Source organism: Verminephrobacter eiseniae EF01-2 (genome assembly GCF_000015565.1).
GTDB lineage: Bacteria > Pseudomonadota > Gammaproteobacteria > Burkholderiales > Burkholderiaceae_C > Acidovorax > Acidovorax eiseniae.
In genome coordinates this window covers 4,336,538-4,361,243 of record NC_008786.1, presented here as the reverse complement: position 1 = coordinate 4,361,243, position 24,706 = coordinate 4,336,538, and the positions used below count along the sequence as shown (strand labels likewise).

Here is a 24,706-nt window from a genome sequence, read left to right as displayed (position 1 = left end):
TTGTAGCCATCGAATGAATAGCCGCCATCCAGTGAGCATCGAACAGGCGTATCGGGCCGAACTGGCCGCCAAGGGCTATCGAAGCGACCCCGCCCAATTGCGCGCAGTCGCGGCCCTGCAGCGCTGCGCCGATGACTGGGTGGCGTACAAGGCGCGGCGCTCGAACGCCATCAAAAAGCTGATCAACCGCCCCGCGCTCCCGCGCGGCGTTTACCTGCACGGCGGGGCCGGGCGTGGCAAGAGCTTCTTGCTGGACTGCTTTTTCACCGCCGTGCCCGTCAAGCGCAAGGTGCGGTTGCACTTTCACGAGTTCATGCGCGAAGTGCACCGCGAACTGGCGCTGCTGCAGGGCACGGTGAACCCGCTCGACCGGCTGGGCGAGCGCATGGCCCGGCGCTACAAGCTGATCTGCTTCGATGAGTTCCATGTCGCGGACATCACCGACGCGCTGATCCTGCACCGCTTGCTGACGGCGCTGTTCGACAACGGCGTGGGCTTTGTCACCACCTCCAACTTCAGGCCCGACGAACTGTACCCGGGCGGCCTGCACCGGGAGCGCATCCTGCCGGCGATTGCCCTGCTCGATGACAGGCTGGAGGTGGTGAACGTGGACAACGGCACCGATTACCGCCGGCAAACGCTGGAGCGGGTGGTGCGCTACCACTGCCCCGCAGGGCCGCAGGCGGACGCCGCCATGCAACAAGCCTTCGATCGGTTGGCCGAAGTCCCTGACGAAGACCCGGCATTGCAGATCGAAGCGCGCACCATCCTGGCCCGCCGCAAGGCCGGCGGCCTGGTCTGGTTCGACTTCAAGACCCTCTGCGCCGGCCCCCGCTCACAGAACGACTATCTGGAGATCGCCACCCGGTTCCACACGCTGCTGCTGTCCGACGTGCCCTGCATGCCGGTGGGCATGGCCTCGGCCGCGCGGCGCTTTACCTGGCTGGTCGACGTGTTGTATGACCGGCGCGTCAAGCTGATCCTGTCGGCCGCCGTGCCACCCGAGCAGCTCTACACCGCAGGCCCGCTGGTGCACGAGTTTCCGCGCACGGTATCGCGCCTGCATGAGATGCAATCGCGGGCATTCCTGGCGCTGGCGCGGCGCAGCGTGGATACCGGGCTGACATGAGCGCCGCCCGGCCGCCCGGATCGCGCTCACGAACGATGGGGAAATGGAATTGCCGGAATCAGTACGTTTTGTATGGCAGGAACTTGCCGCTCAACATGACATTGACGCGATCACCGTTCGGATCGGCTTGGCGCTGAATATCCATCTTGAAATCAATCGCGCTCATGATGCCGTCGCCGAACTCTTCGTGGATCAGTTCCTTGATCGTGCTGCCATAGACACTGACGATTTCGTACCAGCGATAGATCAGCGGATCGGTCGGTGTCGGCAGCGAGCCTTTGTATGGCACGATTTGCAGCCACAGCGTTTCTTCATCGGTGAGATCAAACAATTCCTGCGCCACGGCAGCCTGCCTGGCGGTCAGCGTCATCTGGCCGAGCATGGCGGCGGTCGTCCACTCCTTGCTTTGGCCGATGCTTTCGGCGATCTTGCACCAGGTCATTTTGTTTTTGACCTTGGCGGAGATGATTTTTTGGGTAACGAGGTTGCGATCCATGAAGTTCTCCTTGCGGTGAATAATGAAAAGATCAAGCGGCTTGCGGAAAATTGCCCGAGGTTTGTGCTGGAATGCCCTCCTCCAGACCCGGCATTATCATGCGTGCCACGGCATCCCCGGCGCCGGCCTCCTGAATTTGGCGCGAGCGATGCACCAGAAAATCGACCAGATGATTGCGGATGCGATAAAACTGCGGGTCGTGGTGCATGTTTTCCCGCGTGCGCGTCTTCGGCATGGTGTTGACCACCACTTCAGCAATGCGTGCGCGCGGTCCGTTGGACATCAGGAAGATTTTATCAGCCAGCAAAATTGCTTCGTCCACATCGTGCGTGATCATGAACACGGTCTGATGCGTGGCGCTGCAAATCTTCAGCAACTCGTCCTGCACCACGCCGCGCGTCAAAGCGTCGAGCGCGCCGAATGGTTCATCCATCAGCAGCATCTTCGGTTCGATCGAAAACGCCCGTGCGATACCGACGCGTTGCTTCATGCCACCGGACAGTTCGGACGGCTTTTTGTGCTCGGCGCCTTTGAGTCCGACCATCGCGATAAAGCGGCGCGCATGTTCTTCGGCCTTGTCACGCGGCCAGTCCGGCCAGCGTGAGCGCACCGCAAACACGATATTCCCCAAAACGCTGAACCATGGCATCAGCGCATGGCTCTGGAACACCACGCCGCGATCCAGGCTCGGCCCTTTGACTTCGCGCTGATCCATGATCACCACGCCGCCCGATGACGCTTCCAGTCCTGCCAACACATTCAGGATGGTGGTCTTGCCGCAGCCGGAGTGGCCGATGATGCAAGCGAACTCGCCCTTGTCGATGCCGAACGAGACCTTATCGAATACCGGCGGGCCGTCATCGGTGTAACGCTTGCTGAGGTTGTCAACGATGAGAAATGCTTTGCCCATGTGTCCGCCCTATTCTGTATACGTCACCAGTTTTTGCAGGCGCGCAAACACCAAGTCCAGCAGCATACCCGTCACCCCGATGAGCAAAATCGCGAAGATCACGCTGGTCAGCGACAGGTTGTTCCATTCATTCCAGACGTAGTAACCGATGCCGGTGCCGCCCACCAGCATCTCCGCCGCGACGATCACCAGCCACGCGATGCCCATCGAAATGCGCATGCCGGTCAAAATCGTCGGCGCCGCCGCCGGCAGGATCACCAGGAAAGCCTTGCGCAGCGGTTTGACCTCCAGCGTCTTGGCGGCGTTGAGCCAATCGCGCCGCACCGACGCCACACCGAAGGCGGTATTCATCAGCATCGGCCACACCGAGCAGATGAAGATCACGAAGATCCCCGAGATCGACGAATCCTTGATCGTATACAAGGCCAGCGGCATCCACGCCAACGGTGAGATTGGCTTGAGAATCTGGATGAACGGGTTCAACGCCCGTTGCATCAGCGGCGACATGCCAAGCAGAAATCCCAACGGAATCGCCACCACCGCTGCAATCGCAAACCCCAGCCCGACACGCGCCAGCGAGTAGCCGAGTTGGATGCCGATGCCCTTGTCGTTGGGACCGTTGTCATAGAAAGGATGGGCCAGTTCCTTGCGTATGGTTTGGCCCATCTGCGCCAGCCCGGGAAAACCGCTGGTCTTGACGGGCGAACTGCTGCCCTTGCCCATCAGCTTGGCGTACTCGTCCTCGGCGGCCGAAGTTGCCGCCGAAGCAGCGCCAGCACCTGCGCTTGCAACGCTCTGCCCTGGCGCTGTCGCCAGATGCCACACCAGCAGCAGACAGCCGAAAATCACCAGCGAGATCAGCCCGGTGCGCCAGCCCAATTGCGCAGCCGGCGTCATCAGCTCGTCCTCTTGATGGCAAAGCTGTTGACGTAGGCGTCGGCCTTGGCCGGGTCGAATTCCTTGCCCATGATCATGTGTTTGCGATAGGCGCCGTCCGGCACTGGCTGGCCGAGTTCCTTCATGTATTTTTTGGCATCGGTCAACAGCAGCACGCGCTCGGCGATGCCTTTGTAATCGATCTCGCCTTTGACATAACCCCAGCGCTTTAACTGGCTCAAAATCCACACCGCCATCGAATCCCACGGCACCGGATCGAAGTCGGCGCGGCCCGGCACGGTTTTCACGTTGCCGAGACCGTCAGCGAAGCGGCCGGTCAGCACCTGCTCGACCACCGTTTCCGGCTGATTCAAATAGGCTGCCGGCGAAATCACCTTGGCCACCAGAGAACGATTGGCCGGATCGCGCGCCATCGCTGCGGCAGTCAGCACGGCGCGGAACAAGGCCGCGAAGGTATTCGGATTTTGTTTGACGAAATCTTCCGACATGCCGAACGCGCAGCATGGATGACCGTCCCAGATTTCCTTGGAGAGGATATGGATGAAACCGACTTCGTCGTACACCGCGCGCTGATTGAACGGATCGGGACCGAGGAAGCCGTCGATGTTGCCGGCGCGCAGATTGGCCACCATTTCCGGTGGCGGTGTGACGCGGATCTGCACGTCACGATCCGGATCGAGTCCGTTTTCGGCAAGGTAATAGCGCAGCAGGAAGTTGTGCATCGAATACTCGAACGGCACCGCAAACCTGAAGCCATTCCACTGCCCGGGATTGCGTTTGTCCTTGTGCTTGACGTGCAGCGTGATGGCCTGGCCATTGATGTTCTGGATCGTCGCGATGCGCATCTGCACCGGATGGCTGCCCGCACCGATCGACATCGCCAGCGGCATCGGCGACAGGAAATGCGATGCGTCATATTCCTTGTTGATCATCTTGTCGCGAATCAGCGCCCAACCGGCGGTTTTGTTGAGCGACACGTTCAGGCCCTGCTTGCGGTAAAAGCCGAGCGGATCGGCCATGATCAGCGGTGCTGCGCAGGTAAGCGCGATGAAGCCGATTTTGAGGTCCTTCTTTTCGATGGCGCCGTTCTTTTCTTGCGCCATCGCCTGCAACGCATCCAACGGAAACATGCTGGCAATGGCCGCGCGCGCCGTATTGGCGCCGACCGCACGCAGGAAGCCGCGACGCTGCGCTGCCTGCGGAAACAGTGCGCGCAACACGGATTCTTCCACCACATCGTTGCTCAATGGTTCGGGATCCTGCGAACGTATTCGCCGCAGATGTTGCTGCGCCGCCGGGTGCCCATCGCCATGCGCCATCTGCATCTGGCTGGCATGTTTGCCGCAGGAGCAAATGTTGCCTGCGTACCCGGCGTCGTCAGTGTGGAAGAGGGGGCTGTCGATTTCTCTTGGCATGAATTCCCTCGTGTGATGAAGTTGAAGTAAAACTGCCTTGTTGCCCGACTACATGCAAGGGTCTTGCCATCAGTGCCTTGCCACACGGGTGCCATTTTCAGGTGCAGACAAGGCCGCAAATGCACCATTTTCGATGTGCGCTGCGCCGGCAAGGTGCGGCGCCCGTTCGCGCATACACCATGACGCCGCAGGATTTTGGATTCACCAGCGCCGGCACGCCAATGCCGTCGTCCTTCATCAGCCATTGAGCCGGCATCAGACGCTCGAATGATATTCACCCGGGCGACTGGCAAATGCCGCGACACGATACTCGGCATCTCCTGAAACGATGCGAAACGCCGCCGGCGCCAGTGTTTCCTGTCGCAGATACGCCTGCGGTGAAATACCGAAATCGACATTGCAAGACAACCCGGCGGCACTGGAAAACTCCCGCCCCCTCACGCACCGAATGCGCATGTGCCGACGGTTCGCGCACCAGCATCGACGCAGCCGACGATTCACGCTTGCGCTCGGCCAACAGGCGCTCGATGGGCCTTTGATGCCCCGCCGTGTCTACATCCGCGAACACAACGAGGAGGCCCCGCCCGGCAAGTGAAAGTGCGGCGATCCATCGCGGCGCATTCGACTGATGCCAATGCATTGACGCAGTGGGCTAGTGTCGCGTCACCGATCATCTGTCGGTCTGCGCTGGCCATCGAAGCGCATCGCGGCGTTGCATCGCTTGCCAATACGCTCGGTATTGGCTGCGCGATGCGCCTTGCGCTGCACTCCGATGGCTGCGCGCAGCCTACGACATCTGATCCGTGACGCGACACTAGTGGTTTTTACGGATAGTCGCCAACGAACAAGAACATGTCGCCAACGGACGCTCTGCGCCGAATAGGCCCCACTACATTCGACGCTTTTGGCTTGCGGGCGGGCATTGTGCCGAACGGTCGCTTCGTCGGGAATCAGGAGCATTCATGGCGTTGAAAAAATTTGCTGCATTCGGGTGTGCGGCCTTGCTTGTTGCGTGGTCGAGCCCATCATTTGCCGAGCCGGAGCCGGCGAGTTGCCGCAATCTGCGTTTTGCCGACAACGGCTGGACCGACATCACGTCGGTGACCGCGCTGGCTTCGGTGGTCTTCGAGGCGCTCGGCTACAAGCCAAGCACGACGATGGCGTCGGTGCCCATCTCGTTTGCCGGTCTGAAGAACAAGCAGCTCGATGTATCGCTGGGCTACTGGTGGCCGCTGCAGCAGTTGCAGGTTCAGCCGCTCCTCGACAGCAAGTCGATCAACATGATCGAACCGCCCAACCTGTCCGGCGCCAAGGCGACGCTTGCGGTGCCAGGCTACGCTTGGGCAGCCGGCCTGAAGTCGTTCGACGATATCGCCCGGTACCGCAAGGAGCTCGACGGCAAGATCTACGGGATCGAGTCGGGCAGCAGTGCCAATGCGAAGATACAAAAGATGATCGACCAGAACCTGCACGGGCTTGGCGGCTTCAAGTTGGTCGAGTCCAGCGAGGCCGGGATGCTGGTCACGCTCGAGCGTGCGATCCGCAACCAGAAGTGGCTCGTGTTCTGGGGTTGGGAGCCGCATCCGATGAATATCCAGTTCAGCATCAATTACCTGTCGGGCGGCGATGCGACGTTCGGCCCCAACTACGGCGAGGCGCGCGTCTATACGCTGACCGCGACCGATTTTCTTGAGCGCTGCCCCAACGCCGGCAAACTGGTCACGCAGTTGCGCTTCTCGACGCAGTTGGAGAACCAGCTGATGCAGGCGGTGATGAACAAAACCAGGCCGGCTGAGGCTGCGCGTGCGTATCTGAAGCAAAATCCCCAGGTGCTCGATCCGTGGCTTGCGGACGTGAAGACCTTCGATGGCAAGGATGGACTGGCGGCCGCGAAAGCGCAGCTCGGTCTGTGACGACCGCAGGTCAATGACCGGACAACCATGCAAGCAGAGCAAGGCCATCAGCATGAACCATGAAGTCATCGTCACCTGTGCCGTCACCGGCGCAGGTGATACGGTGGGCAAACACCCGGCGATTCCCGTCACTCCCAAAGAGATTGCGGCGGCGGCGATCGAGGCGGCAAAGGCCGGTGCGACGGTGGCGCATTGCCATGTGCGCGACCCGCAGACGGGGCGTGGCAGCCGCGACCCGAATCTGTACCGCGAAGTGGTTGACCGCATTCGCTGCGCCGACACCGATGTCATCATCAACCTGACGGCCGGCATGGGGGGCGATCTGGAGATCGGCGCCGGTGAGCAGCCGATGCGTTTCGGCCAGGGCACCGATCTGGTCGGCGGGTTGACCCGGCTGGTGCATGTCGAGGAACTGCTGCCGGAAATCTGCACGCTCGATTGCGGCACGCTCAACTTCGGTGACGGCGACTACATCTACGTGTCTACGCCCGCGCAGTTGCGCGCCGGCGCCAAACGCATACAGGCGCTCGGCGTCAAGCCCGAGTTGGAGATATTCGACACCGGGCATCTGTGGTTCGCCAAGCAATTGCTCAAGGAAGGTCTGCTCGACGATCCGCCACTGTTTCAACTGTGCCTCGGTATTCCCTGGGGTGCCCCGGCAGACACTGGCACGATGAAGGCCATGGTTGACAACCTGCCGCCGGGCGCGCACTGGGCCGGCTTCGGCATCGGGCGCATGCAGATGCCTATGCTCGCGCAGGCGATGCTGCTCGGCGGGCATGTGCGCGTTGGCCTGGAGGACAACCTGTGGCTCGATCGCAGCGTGCATGCGAGCAACGGTACGTTGGTCGAGCGTGCGCGCGAAATCGTCGAGCGTCTCGGTGCCCGGGTGCTGACGCCCGCCGAGGGCCGCCGCAAGCTGGGGTTGCCGGCGCGCGGCGCGCGTGCGCTGGAACGCCGCCCGATGGCGGATTTCGCCGCGCTCGGCTGATGCACGAGGCCATCGTGGCGCCGTCGGCCGGCGCCGGTTTCCACCCCCCCCCCCACCCCATCGGACAGTGCAAACAGTGCAAGCAGTGCATTTGGTATGACCGTCATTACCCAACTCGAAACCTTCGCTGCCATTGGCACCGGCGTCATCGGCAGCGGCTGGGTTGCCCGTGCGCTCGCCCATGGCCTGGACGTAGTGGCCTGGGACCCGGCGCCCGACGCCGAGCAGCAACTGCGCGCGAACGTCGCGAACGCCTGGCCTGCGCTGGAGCGCAGCGGATTGACGCCGGGCGCCGATCCGTCGCGCCTGCGCTTCGTCGCGACGATACAGGCCTGCGTTGCCGATGCCGATTTCATCCAGGAAAGCGCGCCCGAGCGTGCTGCGCTCAAGCTCCAATTGCACGAGCAGATCAGCCGCGCGGCCCGGCCGGAAGCGATCATCGCCTCGTCGACCTCGGGCTTGCTGCCGTCGGATTTCTACGCCCGCGCAACGCATCCGCAGCGCTGCGTGGTCGGCCATCCGTTCAACCCGGTGTACCTGCTGCCACTCGTGGAGGTGCTCGGCGGCACGCGCAGCGCCGCCGAGACGCTCGACGCGGCGATGCAGGTCTACGCCGGCCTGGGCATGCGGCCGCTGAGGGTGCGCAAGGAAGTGCCCGGTTTCATCGCCGACCGGCTGCTCGAAGCGCTGTGGCGCGAGGCGCTGCATCTGGTCAACGAAGGTGTTGCAACGACCGGCGAGATCGACGATGCGATCCGCTTTGGCGCTGGCATCCGCTGGTCGTTCATGGGCACGTTCCTGACGTACACGCTCGCCGGTGGCGATGCCGGCATGAGGCACTTCATGCAGCAATTCGGTCCGGCGCTGGAACTGCCGTGGACCAAACTGGTGGCGCCACCGCTGACCGAGGCGCTGATCGAGCGCGTCGTCGAGGGCACGACCGAGCAGCTTGGCCGGCGCAGCATCAAGGAACTCGAGCGCTATCGCGACGAGTGCATTACCGAAGTGCTCGGCGCGATCGCTGCCGTCAAAGCGCGCCATGGCATGCGCGCCGAAGATTAGGGCCATGACCGACGCGACCCCATTGACCATCTATCGCTGCGCCGTGCGCCCCGAATGGGTCGACTACAACGGGCATATGCGCGATGCGTTTTATCTGCTGATCTTCAGCTTCGCGACCGATGCATTGCTCGATCGCATCGGCCTCGGCGATTCGGTGCGCACTGCGCGGGAACGCTCGGTCTATACGCTGGAGGCGCACATCAACTACCTGCGCGAGGTCAGGCAGGGCATGCGCGTGCGCGTCGATGTGCGCCTGCTGGCAAGCGACGCGAAGCGGCTGCATCTGTATCTGGAGATGCATGTCGACGATGCCGACGGCGCTGATGCGCCGGTGTCCGTCAGCGAGCAGATGCTGCTGCATGTCGATACGCGCGGCGGCGCCAAGTCGGTGCCGTTCGATGCCGATGTCGCCGGGCAGGTGGCCGCGCTGCACGCGACGCAGCGCGATGGCCCGCCACCGGCGTATGCGGGGCGGGTGATCGGCCTGCCTGTGCGTCGTTGACGTCATTGGGGTCATTGGCGTGACGGGCAGCATCATCGGAGCCGCCGGGAGTACCCGCCATGCTGGAGCCTGAAATCGCAGCCTTCGTCGCAGCGGTCGGCGCCTGGTACCCGGCCAATGCGCTAGCGCGTTCGCCGGCCGAGCAGCGCCGCGTCTATGAGCGTTTTGCTGCGGCGTGGACGCCTGCCTCGCTGCCCGAAGGGCTGGTGCAGGAAGACGCCGCCTGCCATGCGCCGGACGGGCGCGCGATTTTGCTGCGCTGCCATCGGCCTGCGCATCGCACGCCGAGCGGTACCGTGCTGTTCTTTCATGGCGGCGGCTTCGTCGTCGGTTCGCTGGACAGCCACGCGCTGATCACGGCGCGTCTGGCGGCGGATTTCGGGCTGGCGGTGATCGCCACGGATTACCGGCTCGCGCCTGAGCATCCGGCGCCGGCGGCGCTCGAAGATGCGTTGCTCGTCACACGGGCAGCGCTGGATGGGCGCTTGCCGTTCGGGCCGCTCGCGCGCCCGCTGACGCTCGCCGGCGACAGTGCCGGCGGCATGTTGGCGGCGGCCGTCGCGACGGCCTTGCGTGATGCGGCCTGCGGCGGCATCGATGGCATTGCGCTGGTGTATCCGATGCTGGGTGTGGCGCCGCAGCCTCCGGCGTGCGTGACCGAGGCGCATGCGCCGATGCTGACGCTGGCCGACATCGACCGCTATCGCGCGCTGTACTGGGGCGATCGACCACCGCCGCCGGCAACGGTGCCGCTGGATGCGGCGCGCTTCGATGGCTTGCCGCCGGTGTTGGCGCTCGGCGCCGAGCATGATCCGCTGCGCGACGATGCCCGGGTCTATGTCGAGCGGATTCGCGCGGCCGGCGGCGCTGCGCGGTTCTGGTTTGGCCAAGGGCTGGTGCATGGCTGTTGGCGCGCGCAAGGCAGCAGCCCGCAAGCGGCACGGATGCATGAAGTGATCGGAAACTTCCTGCGCGCGCCATGCGCGTAGCGGGCGGGTGTTGCAAGCCATGGAGGGCATCGCGATGAGGACATTCATTCCTGTGGCCGCAGTCGTGGGCGTGGCGCTGCTCACGGCCTCGTGCGGTGGCGTCGTCAACGGGGCTGGCGACCCGCGCATGCCAGTCCGGGGAATCACCGTTTTCGGCGACAGCAGCAGCGATGTCGGCACCTATGCCGATGCGACGGGCGACCCGCGCAACCCGGGGAAATTCACCGTCAACCCGGGCAAACTCTGGGTGGAAAACATCGCCGAGCACTATGGTCTGGCGCTGACGCCCTACCGGGCGCTGAGCCTGGACAAGGACGCCAGTTCCGGCGCCGGCACGGAACCTGGCCGCGCCCGCATACTCGGCGGCAACGGCTATGCCGAAGGCGGTGCCCGCGTGCTTCAGCGTCCCATGCAAAGCGGTGTCGGCAACAACGCCATCGTGCTCTCCGTGACCGAGCAGTTGGATGCCCATCTGTCGAAGAACGGCAAATTTGCGCCGAATCACCTGGTCATCATTACCGGCGGCGGCAATGACTCCTATGCGCAGTTTGCTGCGCTGTGCTGGCAACTCGACAACAACGGCGATGGCGGCAAGACCACCATGGCGGGAGCTGTCGCCGCCATGGACAAGGCAGCCTCTGATCAAGTGGCCAATATCCGAAGGATCAAGGATGCTGGCGCCGGTGTGATCCTGGTCAGTCTGGCCAGCGATTGGAGTGTCAATCCGTTCGCCAAAAAATATCTGTCCGCTGCTTACACCGGGTGCAAGCAGGCCGTCTCTGCGGCGCAAATTACCGCGTGGACCGAGCAGTTCAACCAGCGCATCAGGGATGGCCTGCGTGGCGTTGCGGGGGTGGTCTTTTTCACCACCCATGAGGTATACCGCGCCGCCAGCGCCAATCCGCAAGGCCATGGGCTGGTGAATGTCACGGATGCTGCCTGCAACAACACCAGGCCGACCAACAGCGCAGCCTTTTGCACCCGCGCCACGCTGGTGGCGCCCGATGCCGACCAGACCTATATGTGGTCGGATTCATTTCACGGCACACCGGGGATGCACAAACTGCTGTCAGACAAAGCGCTTGCCATGCTCGATGTCGTCGCGCGGCGCGCACAGTGACCGTCTTACCCGGCGAGCCATCACCGGGTGGTGATCGATAAACGCGGCCAGGGGAGCAAAAGACACGCCCCGACCAGCGTGACGGCCCCCACCAGCGCGCAGAACAGCGTCACCGGAAAGTGCGGCACCACCGCGCCCAGCAGGAACGACACCGAGAAAATGCCGAGATTGAGCAGACTGGCATGGTATGAATTGATGGTGCCCCGGTAGCGCTCCGACAGCGCGCTGAGTCTCGCGTGGTGCAACGGACCCGCGCAGCCGTAGCCGAATGCCCACGGCAACCCGAGCAGGAGCAACTGCGCCATGGACTCGACCGGCAGCATGAAGCCGAGCAGGCCCAGGGCCGCGACGATGGCCATCACCGGCAGCGCGGCTTGTCCGAGCGCCCGGTGCAGGCGGGCGCCCGCAAGATTCCCGGCGATCACGGCCAGGCCGAAAAAGCCCGCGATCAGGCCGGTATCCGTCGGCGACAACGGGAGCTTGCGGGCCGCAACTTCCGCCACCACGGCGCCGAACCCGGCCAGCCAGCCGAGCCAGAGATAGCTGACCGACAGCCGACGGCGAACATCGATCGTGCGCCACGCCTGCCGGTGCGTGCTCAGGAAGTCCGTTCTGGCCCCGGCGCCCGGCGGGCGGCGGGCAAAGGCCCGTGTCACGGCCAGCCAGGCCAGCACGGACAGCAGCGCCAGCGCGTAGTAGGCCGAGCGCCAACCCAGGGTGTCCGCCAACTGCCCTGCGAGAACGGGGGTGAGCACGAAGGCCAGCATCAGGCCGATGAACACCTGGCCGAGGCGGCGGCCGACCTGCTCGGGCGGTGATTCGTCGGCTACCAGGGACAGCGCGTTGGGCTGAATGATCGCCGCGCACAGGCCGGCCAATGCGGACAGGACGATCGCTGCCGGCAAATGCGCAGCGCCGGGGATGGATGCGTTGAGCAGGGCGAAGCCAAGCAGTCCCGCTTGCAGCGGCAGCTTGCGCCCCCATCGGTCCGACAGCGGCCCCGCGATCAACGCGACCGCGCCATAGCTCAGGCCATAAGCGGCTGGCAGATAGGCGATGGCGCTGGAGCGAACGCCGAAATCGACGCTCATCGCGCTCATCATCGGCCCGGCGACGACCTCCGCCGAGCCGATGAGAAAAAGGCAAGCGAAGAGCGCGGCAATCTGTTGTGTTTGCATGATTCCCACGGCCCTTCAGGTGGTGCGGATGCGCCGGGATGGCCGTGGTTCTTGCGCCTGGCGCACGCCAAGCGCGTCAGAAAAAGTCAATTCCGAGCCCGATGTCGGCAATGTACTGCCAGTCGATCGCGTGAACATCGAAGATTTCCATTCGGCCTGCGAATCCTGCGAATCCTGCGAATTGGCGCCGTGCCGCTGGCGCACGGCTGTTGGCGCGCGCAAGGCAGCAGCCCGCGAGCGGCACGGATGCATGTCAAGCATGCTGGCGCTGGCGTGATTTTGGCGTCGCGCGCAATGACGACAAGAAGTGAGCGGCTACGCATGGGCGACAAGGCAATATTGCATTACCGTTCGACCTCATTTTGACGACAGTGAGGACGCCATGAACACGTTGACCGTCAGCGCACGGGGGCAAGTGACCTTCAGAAAAGAGCTGCTGCGGCATCTGGGCATCGGGCCGGGGGAAAAGATCGAGATCGATTGGCTGCCCGGCGGTCGGGTCCTGCTCCAGGCAGCCCGGCCAACGGCCAGCATTGCCAGCTTCGTCGGATTGCTCGCGGGCCGGACCGGCAAGCGCGCCAGCATCGAGGAAATCGATGCGGCGGCCGCCCAAGGCTGGGCGGGCAAAAAATGAGGATTGCCGTCGATACCCATGTGCTGGTTCGTGCCGTCGTGGCAGACGATCCCGCGCCAGCGCGCAGCGCCGCCAAGGTCTTGGCCGATGCGCAGGCCGATGCGCAATCGATGGCGCTCGCGCTGGCGTGCCTGTGCGAATCTGTCCGGGTTTTGCGCATGGCGCATGGCCTACAGGCTCCAACCCTCGGACGCTGCGGCCGCGATCCGCGCCTTGCTGGCCTGCGCCAATGTGCAGGTGAACCGGCCGGCGGTGCAGGCGGGTCTGTCGGTGCTCGAAGCGGTTGGGGATTTTGCCGATGGCGTGATCGCCCATGGAGGACATTGGCTCGGCGCGGAGGGCTTTGTTTCGTTCGACAAAAAGGCGGTGGCGCTGCTGACGGCGCAAGGACGGTCAGCGCGCCTTTGGTGACTTTTTTATGATTTTTGCGACGTTGCCTGACTTTATGGACCGTCAGGCAACGTCGGACACCGCATCGGCCACGGGGATGCAACTGCATGACAGGTTGCGGTCGCCCCAGACGTTGTCCACCCGGCCTACGGGCGGCCAGTATTTGTTGCTGCGCAGGCTCGCCACCGGGTAGGCGGCGACTGCGCGCGTGTAGGGGCGATCCCATGCGCTGGCGAGCAGGCTTTCGGCCGTGTGCGGGGCGTTCTTGAGCGGGTTGTCGTCCCGGGGCCAGAGGCCGATTTCGATCTGCCGGATTTCCTGGCGGATGGCGATCATCGCGGCGATGAAGCGGTCGAGCTCGAACAGGGTTTCGCTCTCGGTAGGCTCGACCATCAGCGTGTTGGGCACCGGAAAGCTCAGCGTGGGGGCGTGAAAGCCGTAGTCGATCAGGCGCTTGGCCACGTCTTCGGCCAGCACGCCGCTGCTGTCCTTGAGGCTGCGCAAGTCCAAAATGCACTCGTGCGCCACATGGCCGTTGGCGCTGGCATACAGCGTGGGGTAGTGCTCTTTCAGGCGCGCGCTGATGTAGTTGGCCGAGACGATGGCGGTCTCGGTGGCAGCCTGCAAGCCTTCGGCGCCCATCATGCGGCAGTACATCCAACTGATGGGCAGCACCGCCGCGTTGCCCAGGGGCGCCGCAGATACCGCCCCCACGCCGCCTGCCGTGCCGGTCGTGGCATGCCCGGGCAGATAGGGCACCAGGTCTTGCACCACGCACACCGGGCCTACGCCGGGACCACCGCCGCCATGCGGAATGCAAAAGGTCTTGTGCAGGTTCAGGTGGCTGACGTCGCCACCGAATTCGCCGGGCGCGGCCACGCCCACCAGCGCGTTCATGTTGGCGCCGTCGACGTACACCAGGCCGCCATGGCGGTGCACCAGGGCGCACAGTTCTTTGACGCCGGTTTCAAACACGCCATGCGTGCTGGGGTAGGTGATCATCACGGCCGCCAGTTCGGCGCTGTGCCGTTCGCACCGGGCTTCGAGGTCGGCCAGATCGACATTGCCGTTGGCGTCGCAGGCGCTGACCACGACCTGCAGGCCCGCCATCCGGGCGCTGGCCGGGTTGGTGCCATGCGCGCTGCTCGGGATCAGGCAGATGTTGCGCTGTCCCTGGCCCCGGGCCTGGTGGTAGGCCCGTATGGCCAGCAGGCCCGCGTACTCGCCCTGCGAGCCTGCGTTCGGTTGCAGGCTGATGCCGGCGTAGCCGGTGGCCTGGCAGAGCCAGGCGCACAGTTGTGCGTCGAGCGCGCGGTAGCCCTGCAATTGGTCGGCGGGCGCAAACGGGTGCAGGTCGGCAAAGCCGGGCCAGGTGATGGGGATCATCTCGCTGGTGGCGTTGAGCTTCATCGTGCAACTGCCCAGCGGGATCATGCTGCGGTCGAGCGCCAGGTCCTTGTCGGACAGTTGGCGGATGTAGCGCAGCATGCCGGTTTCGCTGTGGTGCGTGTTGAACACCGGGTGCGTCAGGTAGCGGCTGCGGCGCTGCAACCCGGCAGGGATCAGCGGCGCAATGCCGTTTTCAAAGGTCTCCAAGCAGGGCTGGGCTTGGTCGTCGCTGGAGAAGACTTTCCACAGCAGTTCGATATCGCCACGGGTGGTGGTTTCGTCCAGCGCGATGCACAGCGATTTTTCATCGTAGAGCCGCAGGTTGGCGCCCATTTTCACGGCCTTGGCGGCGATGAATCGGGTCACATCGCCGGTGGCGATCAGCAGCGTGTCGAAGCAGGCTTGCGGGCGCACCGGCACGCCAAGCTGCGCCAGCCCCCGGGCCAGGATGGCCGTGTAGCAGGCCACGCGCCGCGCGATGCGCTCGAGGCCCGCCGGGCCGTGGTACACGGCGTACATGCTGGCAATCACGGCGGGCAGCACCTGCGCGGTGCAGATGTTGGAGGTGGCTTTTTCGCGGCGGATATGCTGCTCGCGCGTTTGCAGCGCCAGCCGGTAAGCGGGCCGGCCATGCGCATCGCGGCTCACGCCCACCAGGCGGCCGGGCAGCGAGCGTTTGAATTCGTCGCGGCAAGCCATGTAGGCCGCGTGCGGGCCGCCGGCGCCCATGGGCATGCCAAAGCGCTGGCTGCTGCCGACCACGATGTCGGCGCCCCATTCGCCAGGGGCCGTGATCAGGGTCAGGGCCAGCAGGTCGGCGGCGACAATGAAGGCCGCCTGCCGGGCCTGCACTTGCTGCACGTCGGCGCGCAGGTCGTCGATGCGGCCGCTGCTGGCCGGGTATTGGGCCAGCACGGCAAAGTAGTCGCCGGCCAATGCCGCCTGCCACTGGGCGGCGCCCTCGGTGCGCACCACCTCGATGCCCAGCGGGCCTGCGCGTGTCTGTATGACTTCGATGGTCTGCGGGTGGGTGTCCCCGGCGACGATGAAGCGCTGGCTGCCCGATGGCACCGAGCGCTTGGCCAGCATCATGGCTTCGGCGGCGGCGGTGGCTTCGTCGAGCATCGAGGCGTTGGCGATTGGCATGCCGGTCAGATCGCACACCATGGTCTGGAAGTTGACCAGGGCCTCCATGCGGCCTTGCGAGATTTCCGCCTGGTAGGGCGTGTAGGCCGTGTACCAGGCCGGGTTCTCCAGGATGTTGCGCAGTATCACCCCGGGCGTGTGCGTGCCGTAGTAGCCCTGGCCGATGAAGCTCCTGAGAACCTGGTTCCTGGCTGCCAGCGCCCGCAGTTCAGCCAGCGCCGCCGCTTCGCTGACCGGCAGCGGCAACTCCATCGCCTGGCGGCGCGCGATGGAGCGCGGCACGATGCTGTCGATCAGCGCGCGGCGCGAGGTCTCCCCGATCACCGACAGCATCCGGGCCTGGTCGTCGGCATCGATGCCGATATGGCGGGGCAGGAATTCGGTGGCGTTTTCCAGTGCACCGAGCGGTACAGGATGCTGCGCAGCAGATGGCATCGGCATGGGGCGGTCTCGAAGAAGGGGTCACAGGCTCAGGCGGTTTTGGCGTAGTCGGCGTAGCTGGCTGCGTCGAGCAGCGCATCGAGCTGGCCGGCATCGCTGGGCCTGATCTTGAAGAACCAGCCGGCGCCGAGCGGGTCGGAGTTGGCCAGCGACGGGTCGGCGCGCAGGCTCTCGTTGACGGCGGTGATCTCGCCCGAGACCGGCATGTACACGTCGGCTGCCGCCTTCACGGATTCGACCACGCCGGCGACTTCGCCCTGCGCAAAATGCCTGCCGACTTCGGGCAGGTCGACGAACACCACGTCGCCGAGCGCATCCTGGGCGTGCACGGTGATGCCGACCACGGCGGCAGTGGCGTCGGCGGCATCGATCCATTCATGGTCTTTGGAAAATTTGACGGTCATCGGAGGCTTTCGGGGAGGAAAAGAAAAAAATCGACCATCAGCGGCAGTAGTTCGCCGGCACGAAGGGCATGGCACACACCTGCATCGGCACGGCCTTGCCGCGCACGATGGCCTGCACGCGCGTGCCTGGCGCGGCAAAGGCGGGGCTTACATAGCCCATGGCCACGGGCTGGTTCAGCGTGGGGCCGGGCAGGCCGCTGGTGACGGTGCCAATCTTGCGGCCGTCGCTGCTTTGCAGTTCGGTGTGTTCGCGCACCGGCACACCTTCCAGCGCGACCAGGCCCACGCGCTTGCGCGGCAGGCTGGCCGGGTTGTCGATCTGGGCCAGCACCTTGTCGGCGCCGGGAAAGCCGCCGGCGCGCGCGCCCCCGCTGCGGCGCACCTTCTGTATCGCCCAGTCCAGCGCCGCTTCGGACGGGGTGGTGCTGCTGTCGATGTCGTTGCCGTACAGGCACAGGCCGGCTTCCAGCCGCAGCGAGTTGCGCGCGCCCAAGCCTATGGGCCTGACCTCGGGCTGCGCCAGCAAGGCCCGCGCCAGGCGCTCGGCCTGCGCTGCCGGCAGCGAAAGCTCGAAGCCGTCCTCGCCGGTGTAGCCGCTGCGGGTCACCAGGCAGTCACAGCCGGCGACGGCGTAGTTGCCGCCGGTCATGAAGCGCAGTTTTTCCACGCCCGGCGCCAAGCGCGCCAGCGCCGTGACGGCCAGCGGGCCTTGCAGCGCGAGCAGGGCCTGCTCCGGCAGCGCGACCACCGCGCAGCGCTGGGCGATGCGCGCCTGGATATGGGCCAGGTCGCCGGCCTTGCAGGCGCCGTTGACGATGACGAAGATCGCGTCATGGCCCTGGTTGAAGAACATCAGGTCATCGATGATGGTGCCTTCATCGCTGAGCAGCAGGCCATAGCGCTGCTTGCCCACCGGCAGGCCGATCACATCCACCGGCATCAGGGTCTCGAATGCGGCTGCGCCGGCAGGCCCGAGCAGGCGCAGTTGGCCCATGTGGGAGACATCGAACAGCCCGGCGGCCCGGCGCGTGTGCAGGTGCTCCGCGATCAGGCCGGTGGGGTATTGCACCGGCATCGAGTAACCGGCAAACGGCACCATGCGGGCGCCTAGCTCGATGTGCAGCGCGTTCAGGGGCGTGGTGCGCAGCGGGGCGGCTGCAGCGGCGATGGCGGTCAAGACGAGGCTCCGGGGCAAATGGGGTTGCGCGACCGGGCAGGCCGCGACGGAATTTGCCCTGCTGTCCACTTTACCTGAGAGATTCACCGCAGCGCCCTGGCTGACCCTGCGGTTTGCTCCTTCGGTGGATGGCGGCGCATGGCGCGGGCCATCTCTCTCCAGCAAGGGAGCGTCCGCATCACTGCGGGCGCCTGCCAGTCCTTTTGCCTGAGCGTTCGGCCGCTGCCTGCGCCTTCGGCGGTGCGCTGGCCCCGGGGGCCTGGCACTCTCTCCTGACCCGGGGATTGTAGCTACTTTGCATAGACCAGATCACGCACTGACAGCGAGATCGATGGCACATAGGTGATGAGCATCAGGCACAGCAAAATCACGCCGACGAAGGGCAGCAGATGCCGGACGATGTGCTCGAGCGGCAGTCTTGCCACCGTGCAGGCAGCAAACAGGTTGACGCCAAACGGCGGTGTGATCATGCCCAGCGCCAGATTGACCACCATGACCAGGCCGAAATGCACCGGATCGATGCCAAAGTGCATTGCCACCGGCGCCAGGATCGGCGCCAGCACGATGATGGCGGCGCTGGTCTCGATGAACATGCCGATCACGAACAGCGCTGCATTCACGCCCAGCAGGAACAGCGCCGGCGATTGCAGCACGGCCTGCAGCCAGTGCCCGATCGCATCGGGCACGCCGGCGCGCGTGATCAGAAAGGCAAACAAGCCGGCATTGGCGATGATGAACATGATCACCGCCGCCGACAGCGCGGATTTGCGCAGGATGGCAAACAGGTCCGCGACTTGGATCTCGCGGTAGATCACCACGCCCACCATCAGCGCATAGAACACGGCCACGGCCGAAGCCTCGGTGGGGGTGAAGACGCCGCCGTAGATGCCGCCCAGGATGATCACCGGCATCAGCAGCGCCCAGCCGGCTTGCAGCGTGGCCCGGCCCACGGGCATGCGGCCGTCGCCGTCGTTCTTGCCCCAGCCCTTGTATTTGCAGTAGGCCCAGACGAACAGCATCAGCGCAGCGCTGATCAACAGGCCGGGACCAAAACCGGCGCTGAACAGTTCGCCGATCGAGACCTCGGCGCTGACGCCGTACAGGATCATCGGAATCGACGGCGGAATGATCACGCCCAGTTCGGCGCTGGTGGCCTGCAGCGCCGCTGCGTAGCTGCCGGGATAGCCATGCCGGATGAGCGCCGGAATCAGGATCGCGCCAATGGCAAAGGTGGTGGCCACCGACGAGCCCGAGACCGCAGCAAAGATCATGCAGGTGAGCACGCAGGTCATCGGCAGGCCGCCTTGCACGCCGCCGACGATGCTCTTGGCAAACTCCACCAGCCGGCGCGAGATGCCGCCGGTTTCCATCAGGTTGCCGGCCAGGATGAAGAAGGGGATGGCGGCCAGCGGAAACTTGTTGATCGCGCTGAACATCTCCTTGGTGGCGATCAGCATGTTCACGTTCGACAACTGAATGCCGAGGATCGAGGCCAGGCCGATGGACACGGCCACCGAGATGGTGAGCGCAAAGCACAGCACCATGGTGGCAATCATCGCCAGGCTCATGTGGCGCTCTCCAGTTCCATGCGCCGGGGGTCGATGAAGTGGCCGATGATGCCGACGACGGCAAACAGGCCGCCCACCGGCAGCGCCAGATAGGCCCAGAACATCGACACCGACTCCAGCCCGGCCATGCTTTGCATGCTGCCGCGCAGCGCATAGTCCCAGCCCCACCAGATGATGACGCCGATCAGCGCCAGCGTGGCCAGCGCCACCACCGCGTCGAGCAGCCGCTGCACCTTCGGCGGGCTCCAGCGGTGCAGCAGATCCACGCGCACCATCGCGCCCTGGCGCAAGGCGGCGGGGATGGCCAGGAACACCATCCAGATCAGACTGAAGCGGATCAGCACCTCAGTCCATTCGGCGGGCTGTTCGAGCACGAAGCGCATGACGATCTGGAACATGCCCAGCGCGGCGGCCAAGGCCAGCATCGCGCAGGCGCCGAGCATCGCGCTGAAGGTGCTCCAGCGCTCGAAGGCAAGGAAAGCGTTTTTCATCGGACGGTCGGTGGGCTGCGGGGCCAAAGGCAGCGACGGCATGGAAATGCCCGCCCGCCTGCGCTGCGGGCGTTTGCTGCTCCTGGGCAACGGTCAAGTCATTGGGCGCTGCGGATCTGCTCGAGCGCGGCCTTGCCGAACTGCTTTTCGAATTGCGCGTTCACCGGCGCCAGGGCGGCGACGAAGCGGGCTTTGTCGATGTTATCGATCACGGTCATGCCCTTGGCGCGCAGGTCGGCCACGCCCTTGGCATCGTCTTCGTCGACGCGCGCACGGTTGAGCTTGGCGCCTTGCCGGGCGGCGTCGATGAACGCCTGCTGGTCTGCCGCCGGGAGCTTGTCGAACAGGGCCTTGTTCATCAGGAACAGGGCCGGCGAGTAGACATGACCGGTGAGCGTGAGGTGCTTTTGCACTTGGTCGAATTTGGCGGAGATGATCACCGACAACGGGTTTTCCTGACCGTCGACCGTGCCTTGCTGCAGCGCAGTGAACACCTCGGAGAACGCCATCGGCGTGGTGACGATGCCAAAGCCCTTGTACGCGGCGATATGCACGGGGTTTTCCATCGTGCGCATCTTCAGGCCCTTGAGGTCGCCGGGTTCCTTGACCGCGCGCTTGCTGTTGCTCATGTGGCGAAAGCCGTTCTCGGCCCAGGCCAGGGCCTTGAACCCTTTGCCGTCGAACCGGGTCAGCAACTCCTGGCCGATGGGGCCGTCGAGCACGGCGCGCGCATGGGCCTTGTCGCGAAACAGGAAGGGGACATCCAGGATCTTGGTCTCGGGCACGAAATTGGGTATCGGGCCGGAGGAACTGAACGTCAGTTCATGCGTGCCCAGTTGCACCGCTTCGACCGATTCGCGTTCGGCGCCCAGCGCCGCGTTGTAGAAGGTCTGCACCTTGTAGCGGCCGCCGGTGCGCTTTTCCACTTCCTTGGCAAAGGTGTCGATGGCCACGCCCTGGTGGGAGTTCTGGGCCGTCGAGATGTTGATGCGCATCGTGGTCTGCGCGGCCGCTGTGGCGCCCAGGCCGAACGCAAGGCCCAGGCCGAGGGCCAAGCGGCGCAATGATCTGGACGAGGGTCGGGGCAATGGTCGAGTCGATGGCATGGCGGTTCCTGTGAATTTCGGGCGGGATGAATCGGGCCCCATTGCCTGGGCCATGCAAACACGATGGCGCAAACCCCGGCCGGGCCGAGATTATGGCGGTGCAGCATGGCCCCGGCATCCGGGTTTGTGCCGGGAGCCAGGCAATCCGCTCGAAATCGGTTCATCCGGCGTTGGAATGTCGCGTTGGAATGTCGCTGGTGCTTGTCATTCATCGACCTGCTATCGACCTGCTGCTCTCGAATGGGTGGTTCTTGCCGCGCGGCGCCGGGCCGGCCCGATCGGGGCCGTGGCGCTGCCAGAGCCGAAACCAACGGCATCCTCGAGCGCAGGCCGCCAAGCAAGGGCACGCCGGCAGGCGCTTGCGGGCAGTGCCCGTTGCACGCCGCACCGCGCCATCAGCCGCCCAGGTAGGCAGCAAGCACCTGTGGGTTGCGCTGCACCTGCAGCGCGTTGCCTTCGGCGATCACGCAGCCGAAGTCCAGCACCGTGATGTGGTCGGCCAACTGCATCACGAACTCCATGTCATGCTCGACCACCACCAGCCCCAGGCCCTCGGCGCGCAATTGGCGCAGCAACTGCGCCAGGGCCTGCTTTTCCAGATGGCGCAGGCCGGCGGCAGGCTCGTCGAGCAGCAGCAGCGCCGGCTGGCCGGCCAGGGCGCGGGCGATTTCCACGATGCGCTGCTGGCCCAGCGCCAGCGATGCGACCGGCGCATCGGCATGGGCCGCCAAGCCGCAGCGCTCGATCTGGCGCTGCGCCTCGGCCAGCAGGGCCGCTTCCTGCGCCCGGTCGAGCCGCAGCATGGCCATCAGCCAGCCACCCCGGGCGCGCAGGTGCGCACCCAGCGCCACGTTCTCGAGCACGCTGCGCTGGCCCAGCAGGCGCACATGCTGGAAACTGCGCGCCAGGCCCAGGCGGGCAAACGCGCGCGCCGGCTGGCGCCGCATGGCCTGCCCCATCAACTGCAAATCGCCCGCGCTGGCCTCGTCCAGGCCCGAGATGATGTTGAAAAAGCTGCTCTTGCCCGCGCCATTCGGGCCGATCAGCGCATGCACCTGGCCGGCCCGGACATCCATCGACACGGCGTCGTTGGCCAGCAGGCCGCCAAAGCGCTTGGTGATGTTGCGCGCCTGCAGCAGCACCGTGCCGGGGGGCGGCAGCGTGCGCTGCGTCAGCGCCGTCAGCGCTGCCGGATTCGCGGCCGGGTGCATGGCGCGTGGCGCAGCGCGGCGCAGGCAACGCTGGCCCAGGCGTTCGAGCATCGGCCATAGTCCGTCGGCAAAGCGTTGCAGCACCAGCACCATCAGCAGCCCGAACACGATGAGCTCGAAGTTGCCGCTGCTGCCCAGCAGGGACGGCAGCCAATCCTGCAACTTTTCCTTGAGCAGGGTGATCAGCGTGGCGCCCAGCACCGCGCCCCCCAGGTGGCCCGCGCCGCCGACCACGGCCATGAACAGGTATTCGATGCCGATATGCAGATTGAATGGCGTCGGGCTGACGAAGCGCTGCAGGTGCGCATACAGCCAGCCCGAAAGCGCTGCCAGCAATGCCGCCAGCACGAACAGCCGGATGCGGTAGCGCGCCGTGTCCACCCCCATCGACTCGGCCATCACCCGGGCGCCCTTGAGCGCGCGGATGGCGCGGCCGGCGCGCGAGTCCAGCAGGTTGTGCAGCAGCCACAGGGCAAGCAACAGCAGCGCCCAGATCAGCAGGCCGATGGCGCGCGGCGCGGCCAGCGACAAGCCGCCCAGCACCAGCGGCGGCACACCGGTGATGCCGGTCTGCCCGCCCAGGAAGGACATGTTGCCGAACAGGTAGTACAGGCTCAGCCCCCAGGCGATGGTGCACAGCGGCAGGTAGTGGCCCGACAGCCTGAGCGTGACCGCGCCCAGGCCCCAGGCCAGCACCGTGGTGAGCGCCAGCCCCAGCGCCAGCCCGACCCAGGGCAGGCCGGCCATGCCCACGGCGCCGGCGAGCCACTGCACCGGCGCCGGCGCCGTGCAGACCCAGGCCGTGGCATAGGCCCCGATGCCCACGAAAGCCGCCTGGCCAAAGGAGGTCATGCCGCCGATGCCGGTGAGCAGCACCAGCCCGAGCGCCACCAGCGCATACAGCGCGATGTGGCAGAGCAGGACCACGCTGAAATCCGGCAGCCAGCCCCAGCACAGCACCAGCAGGGCCAAGGCCGCCAGCGTGAGCCGCGCGCGCGTGAGCCGGTGCATGAACCGGCTGCGCGCAGCGCAGCGCAGGTCTGTCTCGGCCGGGGGCGTCACTCCTCATCCTCCACCAGGCGGCTGCCGAGCGAGCGCCACCACAGCACCGGAACGATCAGCGTGAACACCAGAACCTCCTTGTAGGCGCTGGCCCAGAACGAGGCAAAGGCCTCCAGTTGGCCCACCAGCAGGGCGCCGGCCAGCGCCAGCGGGTAGCTGGCCAATGCGCCCACGATGGCCGCCACAAAGCCTTTCAGACCGATCAGGAAACCGGTGTCGTAGTACACGGTGGTCAGCGGCGCGATCAGCAGGCCCGAGACCGCGCCGATCAGCGCCGCCAGCGCAAAGCTCAGCTCTGCCGAGCGCTCGGTGGGAATGCCCATCAGCCGCGCGCCCACCCGGTTGATGGCCGTGGCGCGCAGCGCCTTGCCGACCATGGAGCGGCCCAGGATCAGCAGCAGCCCCAGCAGCGCCAGCGTGACGCCCAGCACCACCAGCGACTGGCCCGAAACGGCCATGCCGCCGAACTCCCAGCGGGCCTCGACAAACGCTGGCGTGCGCGCACCCTCGGCGCCGAAGAACAGCAGGCCCAGCCCCACCAGCACGCCATGCAGCGCCACCGCGACGATGAGCAGCATCAGCACCGAGGCATCGGCCAGCGGCCGAAAAGCCAGGCGGTACAGCAGCGGGCCCAGCGGGGCGATCAGCACCAGCGTGGTCAGCGCGTGCAGGTACAACGACACCGGGTGCAGGCCCGGTTCCAACGCTGCCGGGCGCAGGCCCGACTCCAGCGCCGGGCGCAGGCCCGGCAGCCACACCAGCGCGCAAGCCAGCAGCGGCAACGCCACGCACCACAGCAGGGTGCTCGGCCAGTGGACGGCGTGGCCGCCGATGCGGCGCAGCAGTTCCCCCGCCAGCACCACGGCGGCCAGCGCCAGCAGCAGCCACAGCGTGGGCGGAATGCGCCCCCCTTGCAGCATGACCATGGTCAGCGCGCCAAAGGCCACGAACTCGCCCTGGGGGATGAAGATCACCCGGGTCACGGAAAAAACCAGCACCAGGGCCAGCGCCATCAGTCCGTAGATGGCGCCATTGACCAGGCCGTCTTGCACCAACAGCAGGGCAATCTGCAAATCCATGGCCGG

Annotated in this window: 24 protein-coding genes and 2 riboswitches; of the genes, 11 read left to right on the top strand and 13 right to left on the bottom strand. The window is 65.4% G+C overall.

Annotation, left to right across the window (positions count from 1 at the left end):
* Window positions 1-31 precede the first annotated feature (31 nt).
* Window positions 32-1,129 carry a cell division protein ZapE gene (gene zapE, locus VEIS_RS19245; RefSeq protein WP_041950200.1) on the top strand — a complete coding sequence of 366 codons (1,098 nt, stop codon included), beginning with the start codon at window positions 32-34 and terminating at the stop codon, window positions 1,127-1,129.
* A 58-nt stretch (window positions 1,130-1,187) separates the two neighbouring features.
* Here zapE and cynS read toward each other — a convergent pair whose 3' ends face one another.
* Genes cynS through VEIS_RS19225 form a run of 4 tightly spaced genes read right to left on the bottom strand, consistent with a single transcriptional unit; the run spans window position 1,188 to window position 4,847 of the window.
* Window positions 1,188-1,625: a cyanase gene (gene cynS, locus VEIS_RS19240; RefSeq protein WP_011811669.1), complete on the bottom strand. Its 438-nt coding sequence runs from the start codon at window positions 1,623-1,625 to the stop codon at window positions 1,188-1,190.
* Window positions 1,626-1,656: 31 nt separating this feature from the next.
* Entirely contained in the window at window positions 1,657-2,535 is an 879-nt protein-coding gene (locus VEIS_RS19235; RefSeq protein ID WP_011811668.1) for an ABC transporter ATP-binding protein, read from the bottom strand.
* 9 nt (window positions 2,536-2,544) lie between these two features.
* Window positions 2,545-3,432 (bottom strand): nitrate ABC transporter permease, encoded by an 888-nt coding sequence (gene ntrB, locus VEIS_RS19230; protein WP_011811667.1) that lies wholly within the window; start codon window positions 3,430-3,432, stop codon window positions 2,545-2,547.
* Window positions 3,432-4,847 carry a CmpA/NrtA family ABC transporter substrate-binding protein gene (locus tag VEIS_RS19225; RefSeq protein WP_011811666.1) on the bottom strand — a complete coding sequence of 472 codons (1,416 nt, stop codon included), beginning with the start codon at window positions 4,845-4,847 and terminating at the stop codon, window positions 3,432-3,434. The genes ntrB and VEIS_RS19225 overlap by 1 nt, the downstream gene beginning before the upstream one ends.
* Before the next feature lie 655 nt (window positions 4,848-5,502).
* Between VEIS_RS19225 and VEIS_RS27845 the strand changes: the two genes are divergently transcribed.
* From VEIS_RS27845 to VEIS_RS19195, 7 genes are all read left to right on the top strand, one after another.
* Window positions 5,503-5,730: a hypothetical protein gene (locus tag VEIS_RS27845; protein WP_086014374.1), complete on the top strand. Its 228-nt coding sequence runs from the start codon at window positions 5,503-5,505 to the stop codon at window positions 5,728-5,730.
* Window positions 5,731-5,809: 79 nt separating this feature from the next.
* Window positions 5,810-6,760, top strand: a complete 951-nt coding sequence (gene choX, locus VEIS_RS19220; protein ID WP_011811663.1) for a choline ABC transporter substrate-binding protein — start codon at window positions 5,810-5,812, stop codon at window positions 6,758-6,760.
* Between the two features lie 52 nt (window positions 6,761-6,812).
* Complete coding sequence (locus VEIS_RS19215; RefSeq protein WP_011811662.1) at window positions 6,813-7,751, top strand: BKACE family enzyme; 939 nt, start codon at window positions 6,813-6,815, stop codon at window positions 7,749-7,751.
* A gap of 96 nt (window positions 7,752-7,847) precedes the next feature.
* Complete coding sequence (locus tag VEIS_RS19210; protein WP_011811661.1) at window positions 7,848-8,813, top strand: L-carnitine dehydrogenase; 966 nt, start codon at window positions 7,848-7,850, stop codon at window positions 8,811-8,813.
* 4 nt (window positions 8,814-8,817) lie between these two features.
* The gene (locus VEIS_RS19205) at window positions 8,818-9,315 is read left to right on the top strand and encodes a thioesterase family protein (RefSeq protein ID WP_011811660.1); all 498 of its coding nucleotides are present in this window, start codon (window positions 8,818-8,820) and stop codon (window positions 9,313-9,315) included.
* A gap of 59 nt (window positions 9,316-9,374) precedes the next feature.
* A complete protein-coding gene (locus tag VEIS_RS19200) occupies window positions 9,375-10,304 on the top strand; it encodes an alpha/beta hydrolase (protein ID WP_011811659.1) in 930 nt (309 codons plus the stop codon).
* A 34-nt stretch (window positions 10,305-10,338) separates the two neighbouring features.
* On the top strand, window positions 10,339-11,424 hold the full coding sequence (locus VEIS_RS19195) for an SGNH/GDSL hydrolase family protein (protein ID WP_198137901.1): 1,086 nt from the start codon (window positions 10,339-10,341) through the stop codon (window positions 11,422-11,424).
* Between the two features lie 20 nt (window positions 11,425-11,444).
* Here VEIS_RS19195 and VEIS_RS19190 read toward each other — a convergent pair whose 3' ends face one another.
* Window positions 11,445-12,557, bottom strand: a complete 1,113-nt coding sequence (locus VEIS_RS19190) for an MFS transporter (RefSeq protein WP_407831847.1) — start codon at window positions 12,555-12,557, stop codon at window positions 11,445-11,447.
* Here VEIS_RS19190 and VEIS_RS19185 point away from each other — a divergent pair.
* From VEIS_RS19185 to VEIS_RS31825, 3 genes are all read left to right on the top strand, one after another.
* Window positions 12,481-12,879 (top strand): hypothetical protein, encoded by a 399-nt coding sequence (locus VEIS_RS19185; protein WP_232287992.1) that lies wholly within the window; start codon window positions 12,481-12,483, stop codon window positions 12,877-12,879. The genes VEIS_RS19190 and VEIS_RS19185 overlap by 77 nt on opposite strands.
* 105 nt (window positions 12,880-12,984) lie before the next feature.
* The gene (locus VEIS_RS19180) at window positions 12,985-13,236 is read left to right on the top strand and encodes an AbrB/MazE/SpoVT family DNA-binding domain-containing protein (protein WP_011811655.1); all 252 of its coding nucleotides are present in this window, start codon (window positions 12,985-12,987) and stop codon (window positions 13,234-13,236) included.
* Window positions 13,237-13,401: 165 nt separating this feature from the next.
* Window positions 13,402-13,647: a PIN domain-containing protein gene (locus VEIS_RS31825; protein WP_086014373.1), complete on the top strand. Its 246-nt coding sequence runs from the start codon at window positions 13,402-13,404 to the stop codon at window positions 13,645-13,647.
* A gap of 42 nt (window positions 13,648-13,689) precedes the next feature.
* On the opposite strand, the gene gcvP is transcribed toward VEIS_RS31825, so the two are convergent.
* From gcvP to VEIS_RS19135, 8 genes are all read right to left on the bottom strand, one after another.
* Window positions 13,690-16,602: an aminomethyl-transferring glycine dehydrogenase gene (gene gcvP / locus VEIS_RS19170; protein ID WP_011811653.1), complete on the bottom strand. Its 2,913-nt coding sequence runs from the start codon at window positions 16,600-16,602 to the stop codon at window positions 13,690-13,692.
* Between the two features lie 29 nt (window positions 16,603-16,631).
* Entirely contained in the window at window positions 16,632-17,006 is a 375-nt protein-coding gene (gene gcvH / locus VEIS_RS19165; protein WP_011811652.1) for a glycine cleavage system protein GcvH, read from the bottom strand.
* Between the two features lie 37 nt (window positions 17,007-17,043).
* Window positions 17,044-18,174, bottom strand: a complete 1,131-nt coding sequence (gene gcvT, locus VEIS_RS19160) for a glycine cleavage system aminomethyltransferase GcvT (RefSeq protein ID WP_041951059.1) — start codon at window positions 18,172-18,174, stop codon at window positions 17,044-17,046.
* A 60-nt stretch (window positions 18,175-18,234) separates the two neighbouring features.
* Window positions 18,235-18,355: riboswitch (glycine riboswitch) on the bottom strand.
* A 13-nt stretch (window positions 18,356-18,368) separates the two neighbouring features.
* Window positions 18,369-18,468, bottom strand: a riboswitch (glycine riboswitch).
* Window positions 18,469-18,473: 5 nt separating this feature from the next.
* On the bottom strand, window positions 18,474-19,751 hold the full coding sequence (locus VEIS_RS19155) for a TRAP transporter large permease (protein WP_011811650.1): 1,278 nt from the start codon (window positions 19,749-19,751) through the stop codon (window positions 18,474-18,476).
* Window positions 19,748-20,242, bottom strand: a complete 495-nt coding sequence (locus VEIS_RS19150) for a TRAP transporter small permease (protein WP_041951058.1) — start codon at window positions 20,240-20,242, stop codon at window positions 19,748-19,750. Before VEIS_RS19150 ends, VEIS_RS19155 begins: the two co-directional genes overlap by 4 nt.
* 98 nt (window positions 20,243-20,340) lie before the next feature.
* Window positions 20,341-21,348: a TRAP transporter substrate-binding protein gene (locus VEIS_RS19145; protein WP_011811648.1), complete on the bottom strand. Its 1,008-nt coding sequence runs from the start codon at window positions 21,346-21,348 to the stop codon at window positions 20,341-20,343.
* 395 nt (window positions 21,349-21,743) lie between these two features.
* Window positions 21,744-23,570 carry a branched-chain amino acid ABC transporter ATP-binding protein/permease gene (locus VEIS_RS19140; RefSeq protein WP_041951057.1) on the bottom strand — a complete coding sequence of 609 codons (1,827 nt, stop codon included), beginning with the start codon at window positions 23,568-23,570 and terminating at the stop codon, window positions 21,744-21,746.
* A 47-nt stretch (window positions 23,571-23,617) separates the two neighbouring features.
* Window positions 23,618-24,700 (bottom strand): branched-chain amino acid ABC transporter permease, encoded by a 1,083-nt coding sequence (locus VEIS_RS19135; RefSeq protein ID WP_011811646.1) that lies wholly within the window; start codon window positions 24,698-24,700, stop codon window positions 23,618-23,620.
* Window positions 24,701-24,706: the final 6 nt, after the last annotated feature.